Origin of the sequence: Anaeromyxobacter sp. K (genome assembly GCF_000020805.1) — a bacterium.
GTDB classification, from domain to species: domain Bacteria; phylum Myxococcota; class Myxococcia; order Myxococcales; family Anaeromyxobacteraceae; genus Anaeromyxobacter; species Anaeromyxobacter dehalogenans.
This window is the reverse complement of the sequence record NC_011145.1, coordinates 3501372-3525691: the sequence shown is the minus strand read 5'-3', so window position 1 is coordinate 3525691 and position 24320 is coordinate 3501372. Positions and strand designations below refer to the sequence as shown.

Annotated in this window: 24 protein-coding genes; 12 read left to right on the top strand and 12 right to left on the bottom strand. The window is 77.0% G+C overall.

The annotated features are described in order from the left end of the window. Positions 1 to 31: 31 nt before the first annotated feature. The 3 genes from ANAEK_RS15825 to ANAEK_RS15815 all read right to left on the bottom strand — a co-directional run bounded on the left by ANAEK_RS15825 (position 32) and on the right by ANAEK_RS15815 (position 2734). Entirely contained in the window at positions 32 to 1432 is a 1401-nt protein-coding gene (locus ANAEK_RS15825) for a GAF domain-containing protein (RefSeq protein WP_012527141.1), read from the bottom strand. Next, the gene (locus ANAEK_RS15820) at positions 1429 to 1914 is read right to left on the bottom strand and encodes a hypothetical protein (protein WP_012527140.1); all 486 of its coding nucleotides are present in this window, start codon (positions 1912 to 1914) and stop codon (positions 1429 to 1431) included. The genes ANAEK_RS15825 and ANAEK_RS15820 overlap by 4 nt, the downstream gene beginning before the upstream one ends. Before the next feature lie 151 nt (positions 1915 to 2065). Then, positions 2066 to 2734, bottom strand: coding sequence for a hemerythrin domain-containing protein (locus ANAEK_RS15815; RefSeq protein WP_012527139.1), 669 nt, complete (start codon positions 2732 to 2734; stop codon positions 2066 to 2068). Positions 2735 to 2915: 181 nt separating this feature from the next. On the opposite strand from ANAEK_RS15815, the gene ANAEK_RS15810 reads away from it, so the two are divergent. Continuing rightward, positions 2916 to 3272, top strand: a complete 357-nt coding sequence (locus ANAEK_RS15810) for a hypothetical protein (RefSeq protein WP_198137440.1) — start codon at positions 2916 to 2918, stop codon at positions 3270 to 3272. On the opposite strand, the gene ANAEK_RS15805 is transcribed toward ANAEK_RS15810, so the two are convergent. The 7 genes from ANAEK_RS15805 to ANAEK_RS15775 form a co-directional block, all read right to left on the bottom strand. Next, the gene (locus ANAEK_RS15805) at positions 3259 to 4956 is read right to left on the bottom strand and encodes a DEAD/DEAH box helicase (RefSeq protein WP_012527137.1); all 1698 of its coding nucleotides are present in this window, start codon (positions 4954 to 4956) and stop codon (positions 3259 to 3261) included. The genes ANAEK_RS15810 and ANAEK_RS15805 overlap by 14 nt on opposite strands. Positions 4957 to 5038: 82 nt before the next feature. Then, complete coding sequence (locus ANAEK_RS15800) at positions 5039 to 5476, bottom strand: DUF2721 domain-containing protein (RefSeq protein WP_012527136.1); 438 nt, start codon at positions 5474 to 5476, stop codon at positions 5039 to 5041. A 54-nt stretch (positions 5477 to 5530) separates the two neighbouring features. Continuing rightward, positions 5531 to 6298 (bottom strand): class I SAM-dependent methyltransferase, encoded by a 768-nt coding sequence (locus tag ANAEK_RS15795; RefSeq protein WP_012527135.1) that lies wholly within the window; start codon positions 6296 to 6298, stop codon positions 5531 to 5533. A 135-nt stretch (positions 6299 to 6433) separates the two neighbouring features. Next, on the bottom strand, positions 6434 to 7000 hold the full coding sequence (locus ANAEK_RS15790; RefSeq protein ID WP_012527134.1) for a type 1 glutamine amidotransferase domain-containing protein: 567 nt from the start codon (positions 6998 to 7000) through the stop codon (positions 6434 to 6436). A gap of 65 nt (positions 7001 to 7065) precedes the next feature. Next, complete coding sequence (locus ANAEK_RS15785) at positions 7066 to 8007, bottom strand: aldo/keto reductase (RefSeq protein ID WP_012527133.1); 942 nt, start codon at positions 8005 to 8007, stop codon at positions 7066 to 7068. 70 nt (positions 8008 to 8077) lie between these two features. Further along, the gene (locus ANAEK_RS15780) at positions 8078 to 8761 is read right to left on the bottom strand and encodes a hypothetical protein (protein WP_012527132.1); all 684 of its coding nucleotides are present in this window, start codon (positions 8759 to 8761) and stop codon (positions 8078 to 8080) included. A 128-nt stretch (positions 8762 to 8889) separates the two neighbouring features. After that, the gene (locus ANAEK_RS15775) at positions 8890 to 9075 is read right to left on the bottom strand and encodes a hypothetical protein (RefSeq protein WP_012527131.1); all 186 of its coding nucleotides are present in this window, start codon (positions 9073 to 9075) and stop codon (positions 8890 to 8892) included. Between the two features lie 251 nt (positions 9076 to 9326). On the opposite strand from ANAEK_RS15775, the gene ANAEK_RS15770 reads away from it, so the two are divergent. Both ANAEK_RS15770 and ANAEK_RS15765 read left to right on the top strand, forming a co-directional pair. Further along, positions 9327 to 10670: a 2-isopropylmalate synthase gene (locus tag ANAEK_RS15770; RefSeq protein ID WP_012527130.1), complete on the top strand. Its 1344-nt coding sequence runs from the start codon at positions 9327 to 9329 to the stop codon at positions 10668 to 10670. Positions 10671 to 10741: 71 nt separating this feature from the next. Further along, positions 10742 to 11728 carry an aldo/keto reductase gene (locus ANAEK_RS15765; RefSeq protein ID WP_012527129.1) on the top strand — a complete coding sequence of 329 codons (987 nt, stop codon included), beginning with the start codon at positions 10742 to 10744 and terminating at the stop codon, positions 11726 to 11728. 33 nt (positions 11729 to 11761) lie between these two features. Here ANAEK_RS15765 and ANAEK_RS15760 read toward each other — a convergent pair whose 3' ends face one another. Further along, positions 11762 to 12496 (bottom strand): DUF72 domain-containing protein, encoded by a 735-nt coding sequence (locus ANAEK_RS15760; protein WP_012527128.1) that lies wholly within the window; start codon positions 12494 to 12496, stop codon positions 11762 to 11764. A 221-nt stretch (positions 12497 to 12717) separates the two neighbouring features. On the opposite strand from ANAEK_RS15760, the gene ANAEK_RS15755 reads away from it, so the two are divergent. From ANAEK_RS15755 to ANAEK_RS15720, 9 genes are all read left to right on the top strand, one after another. Continuing rightward, the gene (locus tag ANAEK_RS15755; protein ID WP_012527127.1) at positions 12718 to 13533 is read left to right on the top strand and encodes a DUF2760 domain-containing protein; all 816 of its coding nucleotides are present in this window, start codon (positions 12718 to 12720) and stop codon (positions 13531 to 13533) included. 10 nt (positions 13534 to 13543) lie between these two features. Beyond that, positions 13544 to 15427, top strand: coding sequence for an Hsp70 family protein (locus ANAEK_RS15750; RefSeq protein WP_012527126.1), 1884 nt, complete (start codon positions 13544 to 13546; stop codon positions 15425 to 15427). An 11-nt stretch (positions 15428 to 15438) separates the two neighbouring features. Further along, the gene (locus ANAEK_RS15745; protein ID WP_012527125.1) at positions 15439 to 18228 is read left to right on the top strand and encodes an Hsp70 family protein; all 2790 of its coding nucleotides are present in this window, start codon (positions 15439 to 15441) and stop codon (positions 18226 to 18228) included. A gap of 71 nt (positions 18229 to 18299) precedes the next feature. After that, the gene (locus tag ANAEK_RS23045) at positions 18300 to 18443 is read left to right on the top strand and encodes a hypothetical protein (protein WP_012527124.1); all 144 of its coding nucleotides are present in this window, start codon (positions 18300 to 18302) and stop codon (positions 18441 to 18443) included. Positions 18444 to 18579: 136 nt separating this feature from the next. Continuing rightward, a complete protein-coding gene (locus ANAEK_RS15740) occupies positions 18580 to 19596 on the top strand; it encodes a YihY/virulence factor BrkB family protein (protein ID WP_012527123.1) in 1017 nt (338 codons plus the stop codon). A gap of 89 nt (positions 19597 to 19685) precedes the next feature. Next, positions 19686 to 20051 (top strand): membrane protein, encoded by a 366-nt coding sequence (locus ANAEK_RS15735; protein WP_012527122.1) that lies wholly within the window; start codon positions 19686 to 19688, stop codon positions 20049 to 20051. Between the two features lie 79 nt (positions 20052 to 20130). Continuing rightward, positions 20131 to 21087, top strand: a complete 957-nt coding sequence (locus ANAEK_RS15730; RefSeq protein WP_012527121.1) for a DUF523 and DUF1722 domain-containing protein — start codon at positions 20131 to 20133, stop codon at positions 21085 to 21087. 5 nt (positions 21088 to 21092) lie between these two features. Further along, complete coding sequence (locus tag ANAEK_RS15725) at positions 21093 to 22553, top strand: deoxyribodipyrimidine photo-lyase (protein ID WP_012527120.1); 1461 nt, start codon at positions 21093 to 21095, stop codon at positions 22551 to 22553. A 63-nt stretch (positions 22554 to 22616) separates the two neighbouring features. After that, positions 22617 to 23624, top strand: coding sequence for an NAD-dependent epimerase/dehydratase family protein (locus ANAEK_RS15720; protein WP_012527119.1), 1008 nt, complete (start codon positions 22617 to 22619; stop codon positions 23622 to 23624). Here the strand turns inward: ANAEK_RS15720 and ANAEK_RS15715 are convergent. Beyond that, positions 23596 to 24273 carry a type II CAAX prenyl endopeptidase Rce1 family protein gene (locus ANAEK_RS15715; RefSeq protein ID WP_012527118.1) on the bottom strand — a complete coding sequence of 226 codons (678 nt, stop codon included), beginning with the start codon at positions 24271 to 24273 and terminating at the stop codon, positions 23596 to 23598. The two genes, ANAEK_RS15720 and ANAEK_RS15715, sit on opposite strands and share 29 nt — an antisense overlap. Positions 24274 to 24320: the final 47 nt, after the last annotated feature.

The window sequence follows — 24320 nt, the reverse complement described above, 5'->3', positions numbered from 1 at the left end:
GGATACCGCACGCGCGGCGCGACGGGACGCCTCACGCGCACGCCTTCTCCACCAGGTCCAGCGCGCAGTCGAGCTCCAGCGCGAACCGCCCGCGGCGCACCGGGACCAGCCGGACGTCCGGGCACTTCTCCGCCAGCCGCCGTCGCAGCAGGATGAGGCGGCTCTCCAGGTTGTCCTTCACCGGCGGGAGCCCGAGGCCGGGGTCCAGGCGCAGCTCACGGTTGGTGAACTCGATCCGCCCCTCGGCGCGGTGGAGCCCGAGCACCTTCCACAGGATCTTCCCGGGCACGTTCCGGATCAGGTACTCGCCGTCCACGAACACGCAGTCGTCGTTCCGGTAGTAGACGAGCGTGCGCCGGCGGGCCGCCTGGGGAGCGCGGGCCGGGGGCGGCACCGGGGCCGGCGTGGCGGCGGGCGCGGCGTCCTCCTCCAGCGCGGCCATCCGGTCCATGCCCATGGCGATCTGGTTCGCCACGATCTGCAGGAACGCCTCGTCCCACTCGTCGAACTGGAGCGGGTCCCGGCTCTCCACCGCGAGCACGCCGACCAGCCGGTCGCCCACGAGCAGCGGCAGCGCGAGCTGCGCCTGCGCGTCGGGGAGGCCGGGCAGGGGGATCTCGGGCGCGAGCCCGGCCGCGTCGCCGGCCTCGGCCACCCGGCCGCGGATGGCGCGCCCGTAGCGCAGCTCCCCGCCGACCCCGGCCACGCGGATCATGCGCCGGCGCTCGGCCACGGTGCCGATGATGCCGGCCCCGAGCGCCACCTCGGCGCCGATGCCGCCGGGCCCGTAGCCGCGGCTGGCGAGCGCGACGAGGTGACCGGCCTCGCAGGGCACGAGCACCATGGCGTGCTGGAAGCCGAGCAGCTCGTCGAGCGCGGCCATGGCGCCGGAGAGCAGCGCCTCGAGGTCCGCGGCGCGGTTGATCCGCTCCGACACCGCCTGCAGCCCGCGCAGCTCGGTGAGCGGCCCGGACGCGATCGGCGGGGCGCGCTCCGCGTCGAGCATGGGATCGGGCGGCATCAGGAAGCCATCCAGCCGCTCGACCCCGAGCACCTCGTACACGTCGGCGGAGAGGAGCCGGAACACCCCGGCCATGCCGGTGTGCGAGGCGATCGCCTGGATGCGGAGCGCCATCCGGTCGAACAGCGGCCCGTCGGTCTCGGCGTGATCGTACCGGAGCCGCAGCCGCCAGCTGTCGAGCGTGAGCGGGTCGAGGAGCAGCACGGTGGCGTGCGGGTGCTCGAGCACGTTGCGCTTGGTCTTGTTGAAGAACTGGCAGGACAGCGCCACGTGCCGATCGTCCACCTGGTGCACGTGCGACAGGTAGGTGACGTTGGGCTCGCCGGCGCGCGAGCAGGTCGCGATGGCGGCGGGCACGATGCCCTGGAAGCAGGTGGCCGGCAGGCCGGCGAGCGGCGCCGGGGCGGTCACGGCGCGCGCTCCGGCGGGACGGCGGTCCCGAGCGGCGCGCCGGCGCCGGGGCCGGGCGTCTGCACGAACAGGCCATCCACCCGCAGCCGCACCGCCAGGCAGGGCCAGCGGTCCACGCGCAGCGTGAGCCGCGGCGGGACGCCGACGAGCGCCAGCTCCCGCGCCAGCGCGCAGGTGTACCGCTCCACCAGCGGCCGCTCGGCCTCGGCGGCCGGCGCGAGCGCCGCCACCTGTCCCTTCACCTGGATGGTGTGGTGGTCGGTGGGCCGGGAGAACATCACCGCCACGCGCCCGCTCTCCCGGAGCGCGGCGGGGCAGCGGCCGGCGCTCGCCTCGGGGACGAGCACGGTCAGCTCGGTCCCCCCCGCCTCCACCCGCGCCCCCACCGCCCGGACGCAGTCGGGCACGAGCCGGGCGTCGCGGCTCGCCAGCAGGATGGAGACGCCGGACTCGAGGAACGCGGAGAGGTCGTGGGAGATCACGCTGGGCGCGGATTCTAAGGGCGCGCGCCACCGCGCCGCACGCCGGGCGGCGCGCCCTGTCGGGACGACCAGGAAGTGCGTCCCACGCGCGCGGGGCAGCGCGCGCCGAAGCGCACGCTCCGTGCGGCCTCCCCGCGGGGCGCCCGGCGCGCTACGCGGCGATCCCGGCGGCCGCGGCGGCGGCCGCCCACTCCTCGGCGCCGAGCGCCTCGCGGATCGGCGCGGTCGCCTGGGCGAACGCGGCGGGCGGGATCTCCCCGGCCATGCCGCGGAGCAGGCCGGCGCGCTCGGGCAGGTTGAGCGACCGGGCGATGACCGCGCTCCACTCGCCGCGCCGCGGCGGCGGGATGCTCTCCAGCAGCGCCCGGTGGAGGCCGCCCAGCGCGGCGTCGTCGAGGTGCGCGTGGAGCACGCGCATGGCCTCCACCTCCTCGCGCTCCATGTGCCGCAGGTGCTCGGCCGCGAGCCCCCAGATCCGGTCGTGCAGCCGGCGCCCCAGCGCGGCGCGCTCGGCGCCGGACGCCGCGGGCAGCCGGGCCGCGAGCTGCCCGGCCTCGCGCGCCAGCCCCTCGGTGCGCGCGTGGTCGGCCGCGAGCGCCGCGTGCAGCTCGGGCGCGAGCCGCGCCAGCTCGGGCATGAACCAGCGGTCCTCGTGTGCGGCGTGCTCCTCCAGCATCCCGAGCAGCCGGTGCACGACCTCGGCCGCGGCGGCGGCGCCGGCCTCGTCGGCGAAGTCGGTGCGGCCGAGGTGCGTCCCGGCGTCGAACAGCAGCGTCCGGATGCCCTTGTGGACGGGGCCGAACAGATCGATGCGCGACATGCGTGCTTCCTCCAGGTCGGTGCGGGTCCGGGCACCAATCTGACGGAGCGCGGCGCGGGCGCCTGCTCAAAGTTCGCTAGCGGAATCCTAAGTTGTCCTTAAGGCCGCGCGCCCATCCGGGATAGGCTGCGCGGGCGCGCGCCGATCCATGCTGGGCGGCGTCCGCGACCGGGAGCACGCCATGCACGCCTCGCCGAACCCGCCCAACCACCTGCTCGCGTTCGTCATCCGCCTGGTCGTGTCGGCGGGCGTGCTCTGGCTGGCGGTGGCGTGGGTCTCGCCCGGGAACCCGTACAACACGTTCGGTCGCGCGGTGATCGTGTCGATCGTGCTGTCGATCGCCTACTACATCACGCTCGCGAAGTTCCTCTGGTTCCTGGTCCTGCCCTGGCTGCTGTACGTGCTGGTGTGGCTGAGCGTGATCGCGGCGAGCTACGGGCTCGGCTTCTGGCGCTCGCTGCTGCTCGCGCTCGCCCTCACGTTCCTGTCCTGGGTGGTGTCGGCGATCTTCGGGGTCCGGACGTTCAGGTCCGAGTGACGGGGCGGCGCGCGCGCGGCGCCCGCTCGCCGCCCGCGTGCGCGCGGTGCTCGCCGGAGGCCCGCGCCTCGCGCACCGGCTCGATGCGGACGCCGGGCGCGCGCGGATCCGGTCGCCGCGCCGTCGCGCCGAACCGCGCCGCGGCGGCGCGGGCCACCTCGAACCGCGTCTCGGTGGCGCCGATCAGGATCTTCCCGATCTCGTCGCGGGTCACGCCGCCTCGCCGGCACAGGAGCGGCAGCAGCCACTTCGGATCGGCCTTCTTCTCGCGCCCGAGGTTGATCCGGAACCAGGCCACCTCGGCGGGCGGACCGCGCCGCGGCGCGCGCTCGCCGCGGGGGGAGGGGGCCTGGCGGGCGGCGTGGACGGTCTCGGGGAGGTCCTCGGGCGAGGGCAGCCGGGCGCGCGTGGAGCGGACCAGCGCGGCGGCGACGAGCACGGGATCGCGGCCCGACAGCAGCCGGGCGGCGGCGGCGCGCTCGTCGTCCGTCGCGTCCTCCGACAGCGCGTCCACCTCGCCCGCGAGGCGCGCCTCGTCGGACGCGCGGATGGCCTCGGCGGCGGGGACGGGGGCCCACTCGACCCGCACGCCGGCGTCCCGGAGCATCCGCTCCAGCTTGTAGCGCTCGGGCGGCGCGGCCAGCAGCACGGCCAGGCCCTTGCGGCCGGCGCGCCCGGTGCGGCCGCTCCGGTGCTGCAGCGCCGCCGGGTCGCGCGGGAGGTCGGCGTGGAGCACGAGATCGAGGCCGGGCAGGTCGAGCCCGCGCGCGGCGACGTCGGTCGCGACCAGCACGCGCGCGCGGCCATCGCGCAGGGCGACGAGCGCGCGGTTCCGCTCGGCCTGGGTCAGCTCGCCGGAGATCGGGACGGCGGCGAACCCGCGCTCGGACAGGCTGGAGGCGGTGTGGTGGGCGGCCTCGCGGGTGGCGCGGAACACCAGCGCCCGCGGCGGCTCCAGCGCGCGCAGCACGTTGACCACCGCCAGCTCGCGCTCGCTCGGCGCGACCACGTGGGCGCGGTACGTGATGTCCGCGTGCGCCTCGCCGGCGGGCGTGGCGGCGACGCGCGCCGGATCGCTGGTGTAGCGGCGGGCCAGCTCGACGATGGGCTTCGGGAGGGTGGCGGAGAACAGGATGGTGCGGCGCCCCTCGGGCGCGGCGGCGAGGATGGCCTCCAGCTCGTCGCGGAAGCCCATGTCCAGCATCTCGTCCGCCTCGTCCAGGACCAGCGCGCGCAGCTCGGACAGGTCGAGCGCGCCGCGGCGGTGGTGGTCGAGCAGGCGGCCGGGCGTCCCCACCACCAGGTGGGCCCCGTCCGAAAGCGCGCGCGCCTCGCGGCGGGCGTCCATGCCGCCCACGCAGGCCACGACGCGCCCCTCGGCCTCGGCGAGCAGCCAGGCCAGCTCGCGCTGCACCTGCATGGCGAGCTCGCGGGTGGGGGCGACCACCAGGCCGGCAGGGGCGCCGGCGGGGCCGAACGCGGGGGCGTCGCCGAGCAGCGAGCCGCCCAGCACGAGGCCGTAGGCGACCGTCTTGCCCGAGCCGGTCGCGGACGAGACGAGCAGGTCGCGGCCGCGGAGCGCGGGCGTGAACACCGCCTCCTGCACGGTCGTCGGCTCGGAGTAGCCGCGGCGCTCCAGCGCGCGGGCGAGGGCAGGGTGGGCGCCGAGCTCGGTGAAGGTCACGGGCGCGTTCTAGCAGGTTCCGCGGCGGGGATCATGCGGGGCTGCGCCCCACGCTGCCGCGCCGGCCCCGTGCCTCGCGCGTTCAATGGTCGATCCGGACGCTCCGGACCGCGAGCAGCACCTCGGCCAGGAACGCGAGCAGCGCGCCGATGAACGCCACCATCGCCGCCACGAACAGGCCCGCCACCGGATGCGAGAAGTCCCAGTGCAGGAGCGAGGCGATGAAGGCGACCGCGATGAGCACGCACACCAGCAGCGCGGCGGCGGTCGCGAACGTGATGGAGGTGTTGACGAGGCGGCGGCGGCGGAACTGCAGCGCGAGCTCCTCGCGCACGCCGGCCTGCCGCTCCGGCGGCAGCGCCGGGAGGCGCTCCAGCAGGCGCCGGGACCGGTCCACGATCCGCCCGAGCCGGGTGGAGAACACGCCGAGCAGCGTCCCGGCCGCGGTCAGCAGGAACACCGGCGCGACGGAGAGCTGGATGACCCGGGTGATGTTGGCGATCGCGGGATCGGGCGGCATGCGCGGAGTCTCGCCTCGGCGCGCGCCCGGCACAAGAACGCGGCGGCGCCGGCCTCACCCGCCGGCGTGCGGCAGGATCCGCCCGGCCCGGATCGCGAGCGGCCAGGTGACGCGGAGCGGCCGCTCCGGCGTCCCCCACGCGGCGCGCAGGGCGGGGCCGATCTCGACGAGCGGGTCGGCGCCGGTGCGCTTGCGGTGGGCGGTCACGGCCGACCAGGTGCCGAGGTACCCGAGGAAGACCTCCATCGGCCAGCGCTCCTCGATCTCGAGCGGCGGCGCCTCGAGCTCGGGGAACGGGAAGGGCAGGGTCCGGTAGCCGCTCTCGACGTGCACGCGCTCGGGCGGCCAGTCGCCGGCGAGCAGCCCGTGGTACAGCCGGTCCACCACCGCGTCCACCTCGGGGTCCACGCGGGTGAGCCCGTACGTCACCGCGGCGAACACCGCGCCGGGCCGCGCCACCCGCCGCAGCTCCGCGTGGAACCGGTCGAGGTCGAACCAGTGCATGGCCTGGGCCGCGATGGCGAGGTCCACCGACGCGGGCGGCAGGCCGGTGTCCTCGGCCGGCGCCACCGCGTAGGTCACGCGCGGATGGCGAAGCGCCTGGCGGATCTGCGCCTCGCCGGGATCGACGGCGTGCACGCGCTCGAACACCTCGGCGAGCCCGAGCGAGGCCTGCCCGTTCCCGCAGCCGCAGTCCAGCGCGTCGCCGCGGGCGGGCGCCACCTCGGCCAGCCAGCGGAACAGCGCGCGCGGGTAGCGGGGGCGGAACGCGCGGTACGCGTCCGCCACCGGGGTGAAGTGGTCCTTGAACGCGGCGGCCATGGAAGAGGTCTAGCACTCCCACGGCTCGCCCGCCGCCCGCGCTTCGACGGCGGTCGGCGCGAGCGGACGTCGAGAGCCGTTCGGGGTGAGCGAGCCGAACCCGGAGCGGAGGGATCGAAGCGCCGGACGCCGCGGTCAGATCCCCGCGCCCTGCTCCGCGCCGGCCGAGTCGCCGGTCCGCGCCCGCGGCGCCTCGCCCAGGTGGCGGAGGATGGCGTCGGAGAACGCCTCGAGGTCGTCCGGCTTGCGGCTGGTGATGACGTTCTCGTCCTCGACCACCTCGCGGTCCACCCAGCGGGCGCCGGCGTTGATGAGGTCGGTCTTGAGCGAGGGCCAGGAGGTGACGGTCTTGCCGTCGATCGCGTCCGCCTCCACCAGCATCCAAGGCCCGTGGCAGACCGCGGCGACGGGCTTCCCCGCGGTGAACGTGGTCCGGACCAGCCGGACCATGTCCATGTCGGTGCGGAGGTGATCGGGGGAGTAGCCGCCCGGCACCACCAGCGCGTCGAAGTCCTCGGCGGTGACGTCCCGCGCCGCCACGTCGGTGGTGAACGTCTCCCGCTGCTTCTTGCCGCGGATCTGCTTCCCCTTCTCGAGGCCCACCAGCACGGTCTCGTGCCCGGCCTGCCGCAGGCGGTCCCACGGGACGCGGAGCTCCGAGTCCTCGAACAGATCGTCCGCGATGAATGCGATGCGTGCCATGGGTTCCTCCGAGTGGAGGTTCGGCACAGGCCGCGCGCCGCACAAGGCGACGGCGCCGAAATTCGTCAGGCGCCGGGTCGCTCCGGTGGGTTCCACCAGACGGCTCCCTTGCCCTGCACCGCCTCGGCCGCACGCCGGCGCGTGTCGGCCAGCTCCGCCTCGTCCATCGGCCGGAACGCCGCCGCGGCGGCGAACGCCGCGTCCTGCTCGTTCGGGAACGAGAGGCCGAGCAGCGCCACGTCGGGATCGCAGGTGAGCGTGTACCGGACGCACGCCTCGACCGGGAGCCGCGGCAGCGCCGGGGCGGCCGCGTCCTCCCCGCCGGACGAGAGCTTCCCGCGAGGGCGCTCGGACAGCGCCCGGCCGTAGCCGTCGGTGTCGCCGAGCAGCTTGCCGGCGCCGAACGTCTTGAAGCAGATCGTGCCGACCCCGAGCGCGCGGGCGCGCGGCAGGATCTCCTGCACGTACCGCGGGTGCACGTACGGCCCCACCGGGAACATGACGACGTCGCACAGGCCGGAGTCGAGGGCAGCGGCGAGGACGTCGGGGTGGTGGCTGGAGATGCCGCGGAAGCGCGCCCGCCCGCGGCGGATCTCCTCGCCGAGCTCCTGCATGCCACCGCCCGGCGCGGCGAGGCGCGCCCAGGCGGCCGGCTCGGACACCGAGTGGAAGACGAGCAGGTCCACCGCGCGCAGCCCGAGCCGGCCCAGGCTCCCGTCGAGCTGCGGCGCCACCGGGCGGTCGAGGTGATCGATCTTGTCCACCACGAACACGCCCTCGCGGCGGCCGCGGAGCGCCTCGCCGACGATCTCCTCGGAGTAGCCGTCCTCGTACATCGGCGCGGTGTCCACCACGTTGACCCCGGCGTCGAGGGCGCGGCGCAGCGTGGCCACGCACCGCTCCTTCGGGACGCTGCGATCGGCGAGGTCGCCGGCGCCGATGCGGGTGACGGGGACGCCGGTGCGGCCGAGCGGCCGGCGCGGCTGGAAGCGGGGGAGCGCGGTCATGACCGCATCCTAACGCCAGGGCCCCGGCGCGCGTCCGGCGCACCGGGGCCCCGTCCACCTGCCCAGCCCGCTACGGCTTCGCCTTCGAGGGCATCACGTCGATCTGCACCGCCTGCGGCGTGTCGCCGCTGCGGTCGAGGCGCGCCCGGACCGAGGCGCCCTGCCGGATGTCCGCCAGCGTGGCGGCGTGGCCGTCCACGGTGATGCGGGCGCGGTCGGCGACCTTCACCTGCGTGGTGGCGTCGCCCGAGTCGATGGCGATCTCGTGCTGCTCGCGATCGACGAGCGCGACGCGCCCGGTGAGCTCGCTCGGGCCGCTCGCCGTCGTCCCGGCGCCCGTGCCGCTGGTGGCGGCGCCCGGCGTGCCGGTGCCGGCCACGCTGCCGGTCGCGCCGGGCTCCATCGTCTCCGGCACGCGGCCCTGCTGGCCCGCCGCGCCGGCGCCCGGATCGCCCGAGTACCGCGGGGTCGCGTCCGCGCCCTCGGTCGGGAGCGGATGCGGATCCTTCCCGCCCACGCCCTGCTGCGCGCGCGCGCTGGGCGCAGCCTCGGCCGCCTGCGCCTCGGCGACGTCTCGCTCGCTCTGCCCCTCCTGCGGCGCGGCCTGCGCGGTGCGCTCTCGGCCGCTCATCTCGGTGGTGGCCTTGTCGTCACCCGACCTGCTGGCCGTGCGGGTCTTGCTGCTCGTCCCGGTCTTGCAACCGGCGGCGGCGAGCAGCAGCGCCGCCGCGATCGCGATTCCTCTCACGTGCATGCCTTCGGTCCCCCTTCGCGAAAGGATGGGGGCAGGCGGGGCGAGGCGCACGCCCGGCTACCGGTGGGCGCGCGACCGCCCGTCGCCCGGGCCGGTCCCCGAGCGTCGGACGCGCCTCCGCGGGGAGATCACTCGCCGCGGAGCGTCTCGAACAGCATCAGGGCGAAGAAGATCGGGACCGACAGCGCCACCAGGCCGCCGATCACCAGCCCGGCGATGGTGGCCCACCGGGCCGCGCCCGCGGGGGGCAGCGGCGCGTCGATGGCGAACGGGTTCTTCTTTCCGCGGAAGAGCTTGCGCCTCACGGGCCGCATTCTACACGCGCCGCGGCGAGGTGGGACGGCCACGGCGGCCTCGCGGCTTGACGGCCGGGCGCCCGGTCGGATAACCATGGAGGACGATGCATTCGCAGCGCGCGACCGGTCGACTTCTTCGCCAGGCGAGAGAGCTCGCCCGGTTCGACTGACCGCGCGACCTCTCTCGCCGTCCCACGGCCGGAGAGGTCACCGCTCCCAGCAAGACGAACAGAGACCTCCCGGCCCCCACCCGCCGGAGGAATCACGTCATGCCGAGGATGCCCGCCCACAAGTACCGCCCGTTCCCGCAGGTCGCGCTCGCCGACCGGCGCTGGCCGTCGCGCCGCATCGAGCGCGCGCCCCGCTGGTGCTCGGTGGATCTCCGGGACGGGAACCAGGCGCTCGAGGATCCGATGGGCCCGGAGCGCAAGCGGCTGCTGTTCGACGCCCTGGTGCGCGCGGGGTTCCGCGAGATCGAGGTGGGCTTCCCGTCCGCCTCCCGGCCCGAGCGGGAGTTCGTCCGCGAGCTCGTCGAGCGCGGCATCCCGCACGGCGTGACGATCCAGGTGCTCACGCAGGCGCGCGAGCACCTCGTCCGCGCGACCTTCGATGCGATCCGCGGCGCGCCGCGTGCGGTCGTGCACCTGTACAACTCGACGTCCGAGCTGCAGCGGCGCGTCGTGTTCGGCAAGGACCGGGCCGGGATCCGGCAGATCGCGGTGGACGGCACGCGGCTCGCCCGCCGGCTGGCGGAGGAGCTGCCGGAGACCGAGGTGATCCTCGAGTACACGCCGGAGAGCTTCACCGGCACCGAGCTCGACTTCGCCGCCGACGTCTGCGAGGCGGTGATGGACGCGTGGGGCGCCTCGGCGGAGCGGCCGGTGATCCTCAACCTGCCGGCCACGGTGGAGATGTCCACGCCGAACGTGTACGCGGACCAGGTCGAGTGGTTCGCGCGGCACGTGCAGGGGCGCGAGCGCTACGTGCTCTCGGTGCACCCGCACAACGACCGCGGCACCGCGGTGGCGGCGGCGGAGCTGGCGGTGATGGCGGGCGCCGACCGGGTGGAGGGCACGCTGTTCGGGAACGGCGAGCGCACCGGCAACGTGGACCTGGTGACGCTCGCGCTCAACCTGCACACGCAGGGCGTCGATCCCGGCCTGGACCTCGCCGACCTCGACGCGCTGGTCGAGGTGGCGGAGCGGGCCACGCGGATGCCGGTGCACCCGCGCCACCCCTACGCCGGGGCGCTCGTCTACACCGCGTTCTCCGGCTCGCACCAGGACGCGATCAAGAAGGGCTTCGCCGCGCTCCGCCGCACGAGCGGCGACCGCTGGGAGATGCCGTACCTGCCCATGGATCCGGCGGACGTGGGCCGCACGTACCAGGCGGTCATCCGGGTGAACAGCCAGTCCGGGAAGGGCGGGGTGGGCTGGGTGCTCGAGGAGCACGGCGGCATCACGCTCGGGCGCGAGGAGCTGGTCCGCTTCGCGGCGGTGATCCAGGGCATGGCGGAGGCGCGCGGGACGGACCTCACGCCGGCCGAGATCCTCGAGGTGTACGCGCGAACGCACGGGGGCGCGCCGGGCGTCCGCGCGGTCGCGCAGGGATGACGCGGCGGAGCGCGGCGCGGGCGGTTATGAGTCGCCCCGCCGCGCCCTCCGGCGCGGCCGGAGGCCATCACATGGAGCGGCGCACGCTGGGCACGCAGGGGCTCACGGTCTCGGCCGTCGGCCTGGGCTGCATGGGCATGAGCGACTTCTACGGCGGCGCCGACGAGCGCGAGTCGGTCGCGACCATCCACCGCGCCATCGAGCTCGGCGTCACCTTCCTCGACACGGCCGACATGTACGGTCCGTTCAAGAACGAGGAGCTGGTCGGGCGGGCCGTGCGCGACCGCCGCGACCGGGTGGTGCTCGCCACCAAGTTCGGGAACGAGCGCCGCGCCGACGGCACCTTCGTCGGCATCAACGGGCGACCCGAGTACGTGCGCGCCGCCTGCGACGGCTCGCTGCGGCGGCTCGGGGTGGACCACGTGGACCTCTACTACCAGCACCGGGTGGACACGACTGTGCCCATCGAGGACACCGTCGGCGCGATGGCCGACCTGGTGAAGGCGGGCAAGGTCCGCTACCTCGGCCTCTCCGAGGCCGCGCCGGGCACGATCCGGCGCGCGCACGCGGTGCACCCGATCTCGGCGCTGCAGACCGAGTACTCGCTGTGGAGCCGGGATCCCGAGGACGAGCTGCTGCCCACCCTGCGCGAGCTCGGCATCGGCTTCGTCCCGTACAGCCCGCTCGGCCGCGGCTTCCTCACCGGCCGGTTCCGCTCGCCCGACGATCTCCCCGAGGGCGACTTCCGGCGGACCTCGCCGCGCTTCCAGGGCGAGAACTTCCAGCGGAACCTCGACCTGGTGGACCGCATCCGCGACATGGCGAGCGCGAAGGGCGTCTCGGCCTCGCAGCTCGCGCTGGCCTGGGTCCTCGCCAAGGGAGACGACATCGCGCCCATCCCCGGCACGACCACGCGCCGGCACCTGGAGGAGAACGTGGCCGCGGCCTCGATCCGGCTCACGCCCGAGGACCTCGCCGCCATCGACCAGGTGGCGCCGAAGGGCGCCGCCGCCGGCGATCGCTACCCCGCGTCCGGCATGGTGCGCGTCAACCTGTAGCTGCGCCCGCTGACGGCGCGTAGCTGCGCCCGGTCACGGCGCGCCGGCCTCCGCGCCGGCCCCGAGGCCCATCTCGGCGGCCAGCTCGGCGAGGCGCGTCGCCAGCGCCGGCCCGCGCGCCTCGTCCTCGTGCTTGAAGTACGCGTACGCCTCCGCCCAGGGCTGCGCCGCGATGGCGTGCAGGGCGGACCGCAGCGCCGGGTCGCCGTACTCGGTGCGCCGGAGCCGCAGGTAGCCGAAGCCGGCGGTGGCCGCGAGCGGCGTCGAGCCCTCGTCCGCGTCGGTGATGCAGAGCGCGGCCCCGGCCTCGGCCAGCGCGGACCGCACCGCGTCGGCGTGCCAGCTCGGGTGGCGGAGCTCGAAGGCGAAGCGGCCGCCCCGAGGCAGCAGCGACAGGAACTCCCGCAGGAGCGCCAGGTCGAGACGGATCGAGGGCGGCAGCTGGAACAGGATCGGCCCGAGGGCCGGGCCGAGCTCCGCCGCCGCGCGCAGGAACCAGGCGAGCGCGGCCTCGGCGTTCACCAGCTTCAGGCGGTGCGTGATCCGCTGGGGCGCCTTCAGCGCGAAGGTGAAGCCGGGCGGCACGGCCGCGCGCCAGCCCGCGAGCAGCTCGGGGCCGGGCATCCGGTAGAACGTGTTGTTCACCTCCACGGTCCTGAGCCGCGCCGCGTAGGCGGGGAGCATCTGCCCGGAGGGGAGGCCCGCCGGGTAGAACGTCCCGCGCCAGGCCGGGTAGCTCCAGCCGCTCGTGCCGGTGAGGAGGCGCACGCGAGGGATCTGCGCACGCGCGGGGTGAATCGCCCGTCCGGTGCGGGGCGCGTCGGCCGCCGAGCGCCCGCCCGGACCCCCGCCGTCAGGGCTCGCTCGAGGCGCCGTCCGGCCGCACATTCCAGCGTCTCCCGGCCACGAAGGTTCGGGCGGGTTCCCCGCATGTGAGGGAACCCGGCCGGACGCTCCATCGCGGGTCAGCCCGCCGTACGGTGTCCTCCATGTCCGATCCCCTCGAGCTCACGCCCGTCCAGCGCCTGGTCCTCGCGTTCTGGGCGCTCTTCGCCGTCCTCTTCCGGCCCGACGTGGCCCGCGCCGTCCACATGCTCCGCGTGACGCAGGGTGCGCAGGGGTTGCCGCCCCGGCCCGCGGCTCCCGAGCCCTGGCACGCAGCGCCTCCGCCGGTCGCGACGCCGCCGGTGGCGCCGCCCGCGCCGCTGCCGACGCCGCCGGAGCGGGCCCCTGCGCCGCCGCCCACGGTCGCGGCGCCGTCCTCCACGCGCACGCCCGCGCCCGAGCCGGCGAAGCCCGGGGCCGTCGGCCCGATCCCGCCGCCGGCCGCGTCGCCGGCGCCCGCGAGGCCCGCCGCCGCCGAAAGGGCGGTGCCGGAGAAGTCCGCGGCGGCCGCCGTCCGCGCCCCGGAGCCTCCGCGCGCCGACCCGCGCGCCGCGGCGCTCCAGCTCCTGGCGGCGCTCCAGCGCGAGGGGCGGCTGGTGGACTTCCTCGAGGAGGACCTCACCGGCTTCCCGGACGCGTCGATCGGCGCCGCCGCGCGGACCGTTCACGCCGGGTGCAAGCGCGCGATCGAGGCGATGTTCCAGCTCGAGCCGGTGTTCCGCGAGGCGGAGGGCGCGCGCGTCACCGTCGCGGCCGGCTTCGACGCGGGCGCGATCCGGCTGAGCGGCAACGTGGTCGGCCAGCCGCCGTTCCAGGGTGCCCTGCGCCACCACGGCTGGCGCGCCCGCGAGGTGAAGCTGCCGCCGCCGCCCGACGGCAAGGACCTGACCGTCGTGGCGCCGGCCGAGATCGAGCTGTGAGGGACGGCTGATGGCGGACGCCCCGCTGGCGGTCGGCATCGACCTCGGCACCACCAACTGCGCCATCGCCTGGCGCGCGCTGGACGCCGGCCCCGCGCCGGACGGCGCGCGCGCCGAGGCGCTCGCGATCCCGCAGCTCGTGCGCCCGGGCGAGGTGGAGCCGCGCCCGCTGCTCCCGTCGTTCCTGTACCTCCCGCACCCGGCGGAGCTGCCGGCGGGGGCGGCCGGGCTGCCGTGGGCGCCGGACGCCGCGGGGGAGCTCGTGGGCGAGCTGGCGCGCGACCTGGGCGCGCAGACGCCGATCCGCCTCGTCTCCTCCGCGAAGAGCTGGCTCTCCCACCCCACGCTCGACCGGCGCGCCGCGACGCTGCCGGCGGGCGCGCCGGCGGAGGTCCCGCGCGTCTCGCCGGTGGAGGCCTCGGCACGCTACCTCGCGCACCTGCGCGCGGCGTGGGACCGCGAGGTGGCCGCCGGGGATCCCGCCCGCGCGCTGGCGGCCCAGCGGGTGACGCTGACCGTCCCCGCGTCGTTCGACGCCGTGGCGCGCGAGCTGACGGTGGAGGCGGCGCGGCTCGCCGGGCTGCCGCAGGTGGTGCTGCTGGAGGAGCCGCAGGCCGCGCTCTACGCGTGGGTGGAGGCGATGGGCGAGGGCTGGCGCAAGGCGGTCCGGCCCGGCGACCTGGTGCTGGTGGTGGACGTGGGCGGCGGCACCACCGACCTCTCGCTGGTCGCGGTGGTGGACCGCGGCGGCGACCTCGGCCTCGAGCGCGTGGCGGTGGGCGACCACATCCTGCTCGGCGGCGACAACATGGACCTCGCGCTGGCGCACGCGCTCGCGGGGCGGCTGGAGCGCGACGGGCGCACGCTGGACCGCTGGCAGCTGCTCGCGCTGGGGCACTCCGCCCGGCGCGCCAAGGAGGCGCTGTTCGCGGATCCGTCGCTGGACGAGCTGCCGGTCGCCATCCCCGGCCGCGGCTCCTCGCTGGTGGGCGGGGCGCTGCGCACCGCGCTGACCCGCGCCGAGCTGGAGGCGGTGCTCACCGACGGCTTCTTCCCGCGCGTGGACGCGGACGCGAGGCCGCAGGCGCCGCGCCGGGTCGCGCTCACCACGCTCGGCCTGCCGTACGCCTCGGACCCGGGCATCACCCGCCACCTCGCCGCGTTCCTCGCCCGCCACCGCGCCGCGCTCGGCTCGGGCGGGCACGCGGAGGTCCCGCTCGCGGGCGGCGCGTTCCTCCACCCGACGGCCGTGCTGTTCAACGGCGGCGTCATGAAGGCCCCGCCGCTCGCCGCGCGCGTCGTGGAGGTGCTGGCGGGCTGGCTCGCCGCCGAGGGCGCGCCGCCGCCCCGCGTGCTGCCGGCCGCCGATCTCGACCTGGCGGTGGCGCGCGGCGCGGCGGTGTACGGGCGCGTCCGCGCCGGCCACGGGATCCGGATCCGGGGCGGCACCTCGCGCGCGTACTACGTCGGCGTGGAGGCGTCGATGCCGGCGGTGCCGGGCGTCGCGCCGCCGCTCCGGGCGGTGTGCCTCGCGCCCATGGGCATGGAGGAGGGCACGCGCGCGGAGCTGCCGGGCGAGCCGCTCGGGCTGGTGGTGGGCGAGCCGGTGGACTTCCGGCTCTTCAGCTCCTCGGTCCGGCGCGACGACCGGCCCGGCGACGTGGTGGAGGACGCCGGCTCCCTCGAGGAGGGGCCGCCGGTGACCGCCACCATCGCCGCCGGAACGCGCCCGGCGGGCGAGGTGGTGCCGGTGCGGCTGCGCGCGCACGTCACCGAGATCGGGACGCTGGAGCTGGACTGCGTCGGCCCGGACGAGCGCTGGTCGCTGGAGTGGAACCTGCGCCAGCCGCCTGGCGCCGGCGGCGAGCCGGAGCCGGCGGCCCCGCCCGCCTGATCCGGCGCCACATGTCCGGCCCGCGCTACGTCGTCGGCATCGACCTCGGCACGGTCAACTCCGCGCTCGCCTCGGTGGACCTCGCGCGCGCGGGCGACCTCGCCGAGGCGGTCGAGGCGCTGCCGGTCCCGCAGCTGGTCCGGCCGGGCGAGGTGGAGCCGCGGCGCCTGCTGCCGTCCTCGGCCTACCTGCCCGGCCCGGAGCTGCCGCCGGCCGCCACCCGGCTGCCCTGGGGCGAGCGCGCCATCGTGGTGGGCGAGCTGGCGCGCGAGCAGGGCGCCCGCGTGCCGGGCCGGCTGGTGGCGTCGGCGAAGAGCTGGCTCGCGAACCCCCGGGCCGACCGGACCGCGCCGATCCTTCCCTGGGGCGCCCCGGAGGGCGTGCCGCGCATCTCGCCGGTGGCCGCCTCGGCGCTGGTCCTGGGCCACCTCCGCGATGCCTGGGAGGCCGCCCACGCCGGCGCACCGCTCGCCGAGCAGGAGCTGACGCTGGCGGTTCCCGCGTCGTTCGACGCGGCCGCGCGCGAGCTGACCCTCGCGGCCGCCCGCGACGCGGGGCTGCCGCGCGCGGCGCTGGTCGAGGAGCCGCAGGCCGCGTTCCACGACTGGGCCTCGCGCCACCGCGCCGACCTGGGCGCCGCGCTGGGCCTCCCCGGCGGCGAGGGCGCCGCGCAGGTGCTGGTGGTGGACGTGGGCGGCGGCACCACCGACCTCACGCTGGTCCGCGCCGAGGTGCACGACGGACGGCCGGCGCTCACCCGCATCGCCGTCGGCGATCACCTGCTGCTCGGCGGCGACAACGTGGACCTGGCGCTGGCGCGGGCGGTGGAGGGGAGGCTGGGCGGACGGCTCGACCCGGCGCGCTTCGGCGCGCTGGTGCAGGCCTGCCGGCTCGCGAAGGAGCGGCTGCTCGCGGCGGGCGGCCCGGAGCGCGTCCCGGTGGCCGTGGCCGGCCCGGGGAGCCGCCTCGTCGCCGGCGCGGTCTCGGCGGAGCTGACGCGCGACGAGGTGCGCGCGCTGGTGCTGGACGGCTTCTTCCCTCGGGTCGGTCCGGGGGACCGCCCCCGCCGCGCGCCGCGCACGGCCGGGCTGGCGGAGCTGGGGCTGCCCTACGAGCCGGACCCGGCGGTCACCCGCCACGTCGCCGCGTTCCTCGCGCTGCACGCGGCCGAGGCGGGCGCCGTGGGGGGCGGGCCGGCCCGGCCGGACGCGGTGCTCCTCAACGGCGGCACCTTCGCGGCGCCGGAGGTGCGTGCGCGCCTGGCCGAGGCGGTGTCCGCGCTGTTCCCGGGCGCGCCGCCGGTGCGCGCCCTCGCCAGCCCCGCGCTCGATCTCGCGGTGGCGCGCGGCGCGGCGCTGTCGGCGCTGGCCCGGCGCGGCGTGGGCCTGCGCATCGGAGGCGGCACCCCGCGGGCGTTCTACGTGGGCATCGCCGCGCCGGAGGGCGAGCGGGCGCTCTGCGTGGTGCCGCGCCACGCCGAGGAGGGGACGCGGGTCGCGGTGCCGCGCACGTTCCGGCTGGCGCTGGGGCGGCCGGTCCGCTTCGCGCTGCTCGCGTCGTCCGCGCCGCGGCTGGAGGGCCCGGGCGACGTGGTCGAGCCCGGCGACGACCTGGTGCCGCTGCCGCCGGTGGAGACGGTGCTCTCGGCGCCGGGGCAGGGCGACGCCGAGGTGCCGGTGCGCCTCGAGGCGGTGCTCACCGAGATCGGGACGCTCGAGCTGTGGTGCGCCGCCACCGATCGCGACGCGCGCTGGCGGCTCGAGTTCTCGCTGCGGGCGGGCGCCGCCGACGCGGCGGCGCCGGCACGTCCCGCGGAGACGGCGGCGGTGCCGCGCGGGCTCGAGGAGGCGCACGCGCTGGTGGACCTGTTCTACGGCAGGAAGGGGACGGTCGAGCGCAAGGAGGTGAAGGGGCTGCTCCGGGCGCTGGAGAAGGTCCTCGGGCCGCGCGACGCCTGGTCCACGCCGGTGGTGCGCGACCTGTGGGCGGCGCTGCACGCGGGCCGGGGGCGGCGGCGGCGGACCGCCGACCACGAGCGCACCTGGCTCCAGCTCACCGGCTTCTGCCTGCGCCCCGGCTTCGGCGCGCCGCTCGACGCCTGGCGGGCCGGGGAGACCTGGAAGGCGTTCGGCGAGGGGCTGCAGTACCAGGGCGACGCGCGCGCCTGGGCGGCCTGGTGGGTCACCTGGCGGCGCATCGCCGGCGGGCTCGAGGCCGCCGCGCAGCGGCGGCTGCTCGAGACGGTGCGGCCGTTCCTCCGGCCGCGCGATCCCCGCCGCCCGCCACCGAAGGTGGCCGGGGTCCGGCCGATGGCCGAGGACGAGATGGTCCGGCTCGCCGGGAGCCTCGAGCGGATCGATCCGGCGGAGAAGGAGGAGCTCGGCGGCTGGCTGCTCGCGCGCGCCGAGGCGGAGGGCCCGGCGGCGCACCTGCTCTGGGCGATCGGCCGCCTGGGCGCGCGCGTCCCGTTCCACGCCAGCGTGCACCAGGTGGTCCCGCCCGCGGTCGCGGAGGCCTGGATCGACCGGCTGCTCGCGGCCGCGCCGCCGCGGGAGGTGGCGTTCGCGCTGGGGCAGCTCGCCCGCCGGAGCGGCGATCGGGTCCGCGACGTGGGCGAGGCCGCGCGCGCGCGGGCGCTGGCCGCGCTCGCGGCCGCCGGCGTCCCGGAGGAGCAGGCACGGCCGGTGCGCGAGGTGGTCGAGGCGAGCGCGGAGGCCGAGCAGCGGATCTTCGGCGAGAGCCTCCCGGCCGGGCTCCGGCTGGTCGCGGAGGAGGAGGACCCCGCGCCCCCGCCCGCGTGACGAGCAGTGAAGCGCGCTCGCCGGGGCGAACGGCGCGCCGTCGCGCCGGCCGGCGGGGTAGGATGCGCCCCATGGTTCGCCTCAGCTGGCCGCTCGCGCTCCTGCTCGCGGTGGTGATCGCGGTCGTGGCGCGCAGGCCGCGGCTGATCCTGCCGATGCTCATCGTGCTCGGCGTGTGGTTCCTGGTGGAGACCGCGCGCGCCCGCCGGCGGTGAGGCGCGCGCCGGAGCACGCGTGCCCTGCCGCCCGCCCGCCCGCGCCGCGCACGCCCGCTCCCTCGGCCGGTGGGCGCGGGTCCGGCCCGCGCCGGCTCCCCCGCGTGACCATCTTCAGCGGCACGGGGGGATCGGCATGCGGCTGCCCGGCGACGGCATGAGCTGGAGGGAGTTCGGCAAGGGGCTCTACCACGAGCTCGACCACGACAACGTCACCGACCTGGCCGCCACGGTCACCTACTACGGCGTGCTGGCGCTGTTCCCGTTCCTGCTGTTCCTGGTGGCCCTCGCGAGCGTGGTCATCACGCCGGCCCAGGCGCAGCAGCTCGTGCACCAGCTCGCGCAGGTCGCGCCGGGCGAGGTGACGAAGATCGTGGGCGACCGCATCCAGCAGCTGGGGGCCCAGCAGAACGTGACGCTGCTCGGCTTCGGCGCGCTGGGCGCGCTCTGGGCTGCGTCGGGCGCCACGCTCGCGCTCATGCGGTCCCTGAACACCGCGTACGACGTGGGCGAGTCGCGGCCGTTCTGGAAGGTCCGGGCCATCGCCCTGCTCATGACGGTGGTGGCGGGGGTGCTCGCGCTGGTGGGCGCGCTGGCGGCGGTCGCGACCGAGCCGCTGGCGAACGCGATCGGCGGGCGCGCCGGCGCGGCCATCCTGTGGCTGCGGCTCCCGGTCGCGGCGCTGGTGATGATGTTCCTGTGGGCGCTGCTCTACTACGTGCTGCCCGACGTGGAGCAGCGGTTCAAGTTCATCACCCCCGGCTCGGTGTTCGGGGTCGTGCTCTGGGTGCTGGCGTCGTGGGGGTTCGGCAAGTACGTCGCGAACTTCGGCCACTACGACAAGACCTACGGCTCCATCGCCGGCGTCATCGTGCTGCTCTTCTGGATGTGGCTCTCCGCCCTGGTCCTGCTGGTCGGGGCGGAGATCAACGCGCTCATCGAGCACCGCTCGCCGGAGGGGAAGCGCGAGGGGGCGAAGTCCATGCAGGACACGGGGATGGGACCGGTGGCGCGGGCGTCCGCGCCCGACGGGCCGGCCCGGGCAGCCCCGGCGCCCCTGCGTGCGCCGCCTCGCCGCCGGCGGATCGGGGGCCTGACCGCGCTCGTCGCCGGCCTCGCCGCCGGGATCCTGATCGGCCGCAGGGAGGCGTGACCGCAGGCCACGCCCGTCCGGCGCCCCCCGGGCGCCGCGAACCGGGCTAGAATCCCGCGCCCCGCGCCCTCCGGCCCGGGCCCCACGCCATGGAACCGACCGCGCCCGTCCCGACGCCCGCCGCCCCGCGCAACACCGAGTCGACCGCCAAGATCGTCTACGTCCTCTATCTCCTGTCCTTCGCGGCCGGCATCACCACGCTCATCGGCGTGGTGATGGCGTACGTGAACGAGGGCGACGCGCCCGAGGGCCTGCGGACGCACTACCGGTTCCAGATCCGGACGTTCTGGATCGGCCTGCTCTACGCGGTGGTCGGCGGCCTGCTCACGATCGTGGGGATCGGCGCGCTCATCCTGCTGTTCGTGGCGGTCTGGCTGGTGATCCGCTGCGTCAAGGGGCTGAGGTGGCTGGACCAGCGCCAGCCGGTCCCGAACCCGGCCACCTGGCTCTGGTAGCGCCGGCCGCGCGCTCCCCCGGGCGGCGGACGCGCCCCGCGGCGGTGCGGCGGCGGCCGCGTTCGTCTACGCTGGCCGCATGGCCCGCCCGAAGCTCCGCCTCGGCGTCTCGTCCTGCCTGCTCGGCCAGGAGGTCCGCTACGACGGGCAGCACAAGCGCGACGACTTCCTGACCGAGGTGCTGGGCCCGTTCGTGGAATGGGTGCCGGTGTGCCCGGAGCTGGAGCTGGGCCTGGGCGTGCCGCGGGAGCCGATCCGGCTGGTGGGCCGGCCCGCGGCGCCGGCGCTCGTGGCGGAGCGGAGCGGGCTCGATCACACCGAAGCCATGCGGGCCTTCGCGGAGCGGCGCGTGGCCGCGCTCGCGCGCGAGGACCTCTCCGGCTACGTGACCAAGAAGGACTCGCCGTCGTGCGGGATGGAGCGCGTGCGCGTCCACCCGGCGAAGGGCGGGCCGCCGCGGCGCGAGGGGGTGGGCGCGTTCGCGCGCGTGCTGATGGAGGCGTTCCCGCTGCTCCCGGTGGAGGAGGAGGGCCGGCTGCACGACCCGGCGCTGCGCGAGGGCTTCGTGGAGCGGGTGTTCGCGTACGCGCGCTGGAAGGAGGCCGTCGCCGCGGGGATGACCCGCGGGGCGCTGGTGGCGTTCCACACCGCGCACAAGCTGACGCTCCTCGCGCACAGCCCCGCGGCGTACCGGGCGCTGGGCGCGCGCGTGGGCGGGCTGCGCAGGGGCGCGATCCGCGCCGACGTCGAGGCGTACGGGGCCGGGCTGATGGCGGCGCTGAAGGTGCCCGCCACCCGCGGCCGCCACGTGAACGTGCTGCAGCACGCGGCCGGCTACCTCCGCGACCGGCTCCCCGCCGCCGACCGCAAGGAGCTGGAGGAGAGCATCGCCGACTTCGGCCGCGGGCTGGTGCCGCGCATCGTGCCGCTCACGCTGCTCCGCCACCACGTGCGCGCCCAGGGCCTCGAGTACCTCGCCGGCCAGGTGTACCTGGATCCCGATCCCAAGGAGCTCATGCTCCGCAACCACGCGTGAGCCGCATGCCCGTCCCCGCCGAGCGGATCCGCGCCCTGAACGCCGCGCCGCTCCGCCCGGAGCGGGCGGTGGTGCTCCACTGGATGACGAGCGCGCGGCGGACCCGCTCGAACCCCGCGCTCGAGCGGGCCGCGGAGCTGGGCCGGGAGCTGGGCCGGCCGGTGCTGGTGCTCGAGCCGCTGCGGTGCGGGTACCCGCACGCGAGCGACCGGCTCCACACGTTCCTGCTGGAGGGCATGCGCGACAACGCCGCGGCGCTCGCCGGACGGGCGCTGTACCACCCGTGGGTGGAGCGGCGCGCGGGGGAGGGGGACGGGCTGCTCGAGGCGCTCGCGGCGCGCGCCTGCGCCGTGATCGCCGACGACTTCCCCACCGGCTTCCCCGCGCAGGCGATCCACGCGGCGGCGGCGCGCCTCGACGTGCGCCTGGAGGCGGTGGACGCGAGCTGCGTGGTGCCGTTCCGCCTGGCCGGCAAGGACTTCCCCACCGCGCACGCCTACCGGCGGCACCTCCAGCGCACGCTGCCGGCGTGGCTGGATCGCCTGCCGGCGGAGGACCCGCTCGCGCGCGCGCCGCCGCCCTGGGGTGCGTCGGTGCCGGTGGAGATCCGGCGGCGCTGGCCGGCCGCCCGCGGCGCGGAGCTGGACCGCCCGGCCGCGCTCGCCGCGGGCCTCCCGATCGATCACGGGGTCCCGCCGGCGGGCCGCGGCGGGAGCGTGGCGGCCCGGCGGCGGCTCGCGGCGTTCCTGCGCGACGGGCTCGACGGCTATTCCGAGCGCCGCAACGCGCCGGACGAGCCGCGGGGATCGAGCGGGCTCTCGCCCTGGCTCCACTTCGGGCACGTCAGCAGCTTCGAGGTCCTGCGGGCGGTGCTGCGCCGCGAGGGCTGGACCCCGCCCGCGGTCGCCGCGCCGCCCCGGGGCGCCCGCGCCGGCTGGTGGGCGCTGTCCCCCTCCGCCGAGGCCTTCCTCGATCAGCTCCTCACCTGGCGCGAGCTCGCGTTCGTCACCTGCGCGCACGTCCCGGACCACCGCGCGTACGCGTCGCTCCCGGCCTGGGCGCGCGCGACCCTGGCCCGGCACGCCGCCGACCCGCGCCCGGCGAGCTACGGGCGCGCCGCGCTGGAGGCGGCCGAGACGCACGACCCGCTCTGGAACGCCGCCCAGCGCCAGCTCCTGCGCGAGGGCGTGGTGCACGGCTACCTGCGCATGCTCTGGGGCAAGAAGATCCTGGAATGGAGCCCGACGCCCGAGGAGGCGCACGCGACCATGCTGGAGCTGAACGACCGGCACGCGCTGGACGGCCGCGATCCGAGCTCGGTCGCCGGCGTCGCCTGGTGCCTCGGCCGCTACGACCGGCCCTGGGGCCCGGAGCGGCCGGTGTTCGGCACGGTGCGCTACATGTCCTCCGCGAACACCGCGCGGAAGTGGCCGGTGCGCCGGTACCTGGAGCGCCACGGTCCGTGAACGCCGCGCGGCCCCTCCCGACGGGAGTGGCGCGGGCCGGTCGCGGCGCGGAAGGATGCTCGAATGCCCCCAGTCCACCGCACCGTGCTCGTGACCGGGGCGACCGGCTTCGTGGGGAGCGCGCTGGTGCCGGCGCTCGCCGCGGCCGGGCACCGGGTCCGCGCCACGAGTCGCCGCCGCCGCGCCGGGCCGGGCGGGACGGTGGAGTGGATGGCGGTGGACGTGCGGCGTCCGGCCGACCTCGAGCGCGCGCTGGAGGGCGTGGACGCGGCGTACTTCCTGGTGCACGGGATGGCCGCGGGCCGGGGCGACTACGTCGAGGAGGAGCGTCGCACCGCAGCCGGGTTCGCGCGGGCGGCGGAGCGGGCCGGGACGGGACGCATCGTGTACCTGGGCGGCGTCGCGCCGCAGGGAACGCCCTCCCGGCACCTCGCCAGCCGCCTCGCGGTCGGGGAGGTGCTGCGCGCCGGGCGCGTGCCCGCCCTGGAGCTGCGCGCGTCGATGATCGTGGGCGCGGGCAGCGCCTCCTGGCAGGTGGTGCGCGACCTGGCGATGCGCCTGCCGGTGATGCTGCTGCCGGCGTGGGCCCGCTCGCGCACCTGCCCGGTCTGGATCGGCGACGTGGTGGGCGCGCTGGTGGCCGGGCTCGAGCTGCCGCTGCAGGCGAGCGCGGTCCACGACGTGCCCGGCCCGGACGTGCTGGCCGTGCGGGAGATCCTGGAGCGGGTGGCCGCGCTCCGCGGGCGGCGCCTGCCCGCCGCACGCGTGCCGCTGCCGGTGCCACGCGTCTCCATGCTGTGGCTGAAGCTGATCTCCGGCGCGGACTGGCGGGTGGTGCGCGAGCTGGTGCAGGGGCTGGCGACCGACCTCCTCCCGCGCGACGCCTGCTTCTGGGAGCTCGCCGGGCTGCCCGCGCCCCTGGCGTTCGACGAGGCCGCGCGCCGCGCGCTCGCCGGCGAGGCCGCTGGCGAGGGGCTGCGGGGCGCGCTGGCGGCGGTCGAGGAGGCGCTGGTGGACCGCTGCGCGCCGCGTCTCGGGCCGGTCAGCCCGGGGGAGCGACGGTCGCGATGAGCACGCTCCAGGCGGAGTGCGACACGAGCGCCGGCACCAGGCTGCCCCGCCACGCCGCCAGCGCACCCCACGCGGCGTAGGTGGGCAGCGCGGCGAGCGCGAGCAGCCCCTCGCCGCTCGCGAGCGCGAGCGCCGCGGCGAGGGCGGTCGCGGCCGCCACCGCCCGCGCCGGACCGAGCCGCCGGGCGAGGCGCGCCTGCACCAGCCCACGCCAGAACGCCTCCTCGGCCGGCGCGATGGCGAGCGCGATGGCCAGCCCGGGCCCGAGCGCCCGGGTGCGGAACCGCTCGAAGATGGCGGCGGTGGGCGCGCACAGCGCGTCGGTGGCCCCGCCGCAGCCGGCCCACAGGAACGCGCGGGCCCCGACGTAGAGTGCGCCCGCCACGGCGAGGCCCAGCAGCACGTCGGTGCCGCGCGGACGCAGCCTGGCCCGCAGCCCCGGCGGCGCGCCGGCGAGGGACAGGGCCATCCACGCGAGCGCGAGCGGCGTGGCCCAGGCGAAGAACCGGGGCGGGCTCGCCGCCACCAGCAGCGCCCACCCCAGCGCCGCGAGCACCGCCGCCGTCGTCCAGGCGCGGTCGCCGGCGCACCGCCCGCCGGACGCCTCGCCGGGCGGCCGGCGGCCCGCGGGCGTGGTATCTGTGGGCATCCGCGCCACATTACCATCCGCGCAGCACGCTCCACGAAAGGAAGGGA

What these genes read in the sequence shown, in the direction of transcription:
- ANAEK_RS15815 (WP_012527139.1), bottom strand. Translation starts at nt 2,734, where the DNA reads ATGTCGCGCATCGATCTGTTCGGCCCCGTCCACAAGGGCATCCGGACG.
- ANAEK_RS15810 (WP_198137440.1), top strand. Translation starts at nt 2,916, where the DNA reads ATGCACGCCTCGCCGAACCCGCCCAACCACCTGCTCGCGTTCGTCATC.
- ANAEK_RS15800 (WP_012527136.1), bottom strand. Translation starts at nt 5,476, where the DNA reads ATGCCGCCCGATCCCGCGATCGCCAACATCACCCGGGTCATCCAGCTC.
- ANAEK_RS15795 (WP_012527135.1), bottom strand. Translation starts at nt 6,298, where the DNA reads ATGGCCGCCGCGTTCAAGGACCACTTCACCCCGGTGGCGGACGCGTAC.
- ANAEK_RS15790 (WP_012527134.1), bottom strand. Translation starts at nt 7,000, where the DNA reads ATGGCACGCATCGCATTCATCGCGGACGATCTGTTCGAGGACTCGGAG.
- ANAEK_RS15785 (WP_012527133.1), bottom strand. Translation starts at nt 8,007, where the DNA reads ATGACCGCGCTCCCCCGCTTCCAGCCGCGCCGGCCGCTCGGCCGCACC.
- ANAEK_RS15780 (WP_012527132.1), bottom strand. Translation starts at nt 8,761, where the DNA reads ATGCACGTGAGAGGAATCGCGATCGCGGCGGCGCTGCTGCTCGCCGCC.
- ANAEK_RS15775 (WP_012527131.1), bottom strand. Translation starts at nt 9,075, where the DNA reads ATGCGGCCCGTGAGGCGCAAGCTCTTCCGCGGAAAGAAGAACCCGTTC.
- ANAEK_RS15770 (WP_012527130.1), top strand. Translation starts at nt 9,327, where the DNA reads ATGCCGAGGATGCCCGCCCACAAGTACCGCCCGTTCCCGCAGGTCGCG.
- ANAEK_RS15765 (WP_012527129.1), top strand. Translation starts at nt 10,742, where the DNA reads ATGGAGCGGCGCACGCTGGGCACGCAGGGGCTCACGGTCTCGGCCGTC.
- ANAEK_RS15755 (WP_012527127.1), top strand. Translation starts at nt 12,718, where the DNA reads ATGTCCGATCCCCTCGAGCTCACGCCCGTCCAGCGCCTGGTCCTCGCG.
- ANAEK_RS15750 (WP_012527126.1), top strand. Translation starts at nt 13,544, where the DNA reads ATGGCGGACGCCCCGCTGGCGGTCGGCATCGACCTCGGCACCACCAAC.
- ANAEK_RS15745 (WP_012527125.1), top strand. Translation starts at nt 15,439, where the DNA reads ATGTCCGGCCCGCGCTACGTCGTCGGCATCGACCTCGGCACGGTCAAC.
- ANAEK_RS23045 (WP_012527124.1), top strand. Translation starts at nt 18,300, where the DNA reads ATGGTTCGCCTCAGCTGGCCGCTCGCGCTCCTGCTCGCGGTGGTGATC.
- ANAEK_RS15740 (WP_012527123.1), top strand. Translation starts at nt 18,580, where the DNA reads ATGCGGCTGCCCGGCGACGGCATGAGCTGGAGGGAGTTCGGCAAGGGG.
- ANAEK_RS15735 (WP_012527122.1), top strand. Translation starts at nt 19,686, where the DNA reads ATGGAACCGACCGCGCCCGTCCCGACGCCCGCCGCCCCGCGCAACACC.
- ANAEK_RS15730 (WP_012527121.1), top strand. Translation starts at nt 20,131, where the DNA reads ATGGCCCGCCCGAAGCTCCGCCTCGGCGTCTCGTCCTGCCTGCTCGGC.
- ANAEK_RS15725 (WP_012527120.1), top strand. Translation starts at nt 21,093, where the DNA reads ATGCCCGTCCCCGCCGAGCGGATCCGCGCCCTGAACGCCGCGCCGCTC.
- ANAEK_RS15720 (WP_012527119.1), top strand. Translation starts at nt 22,617, where the DNA reads ATGCCCCCAGTCCACCGCACCGTGCTCGTGACCGGGGCGACCGGCTTC.
- ANAEK_RS15715 (WP_012527118.1), bottom strand. Translation starts at nt 24,273, where the DNA reads ATGCCCACAGATACCACGCCCGCGGGCCGCCGGCCGCCCGGCGAGGCG.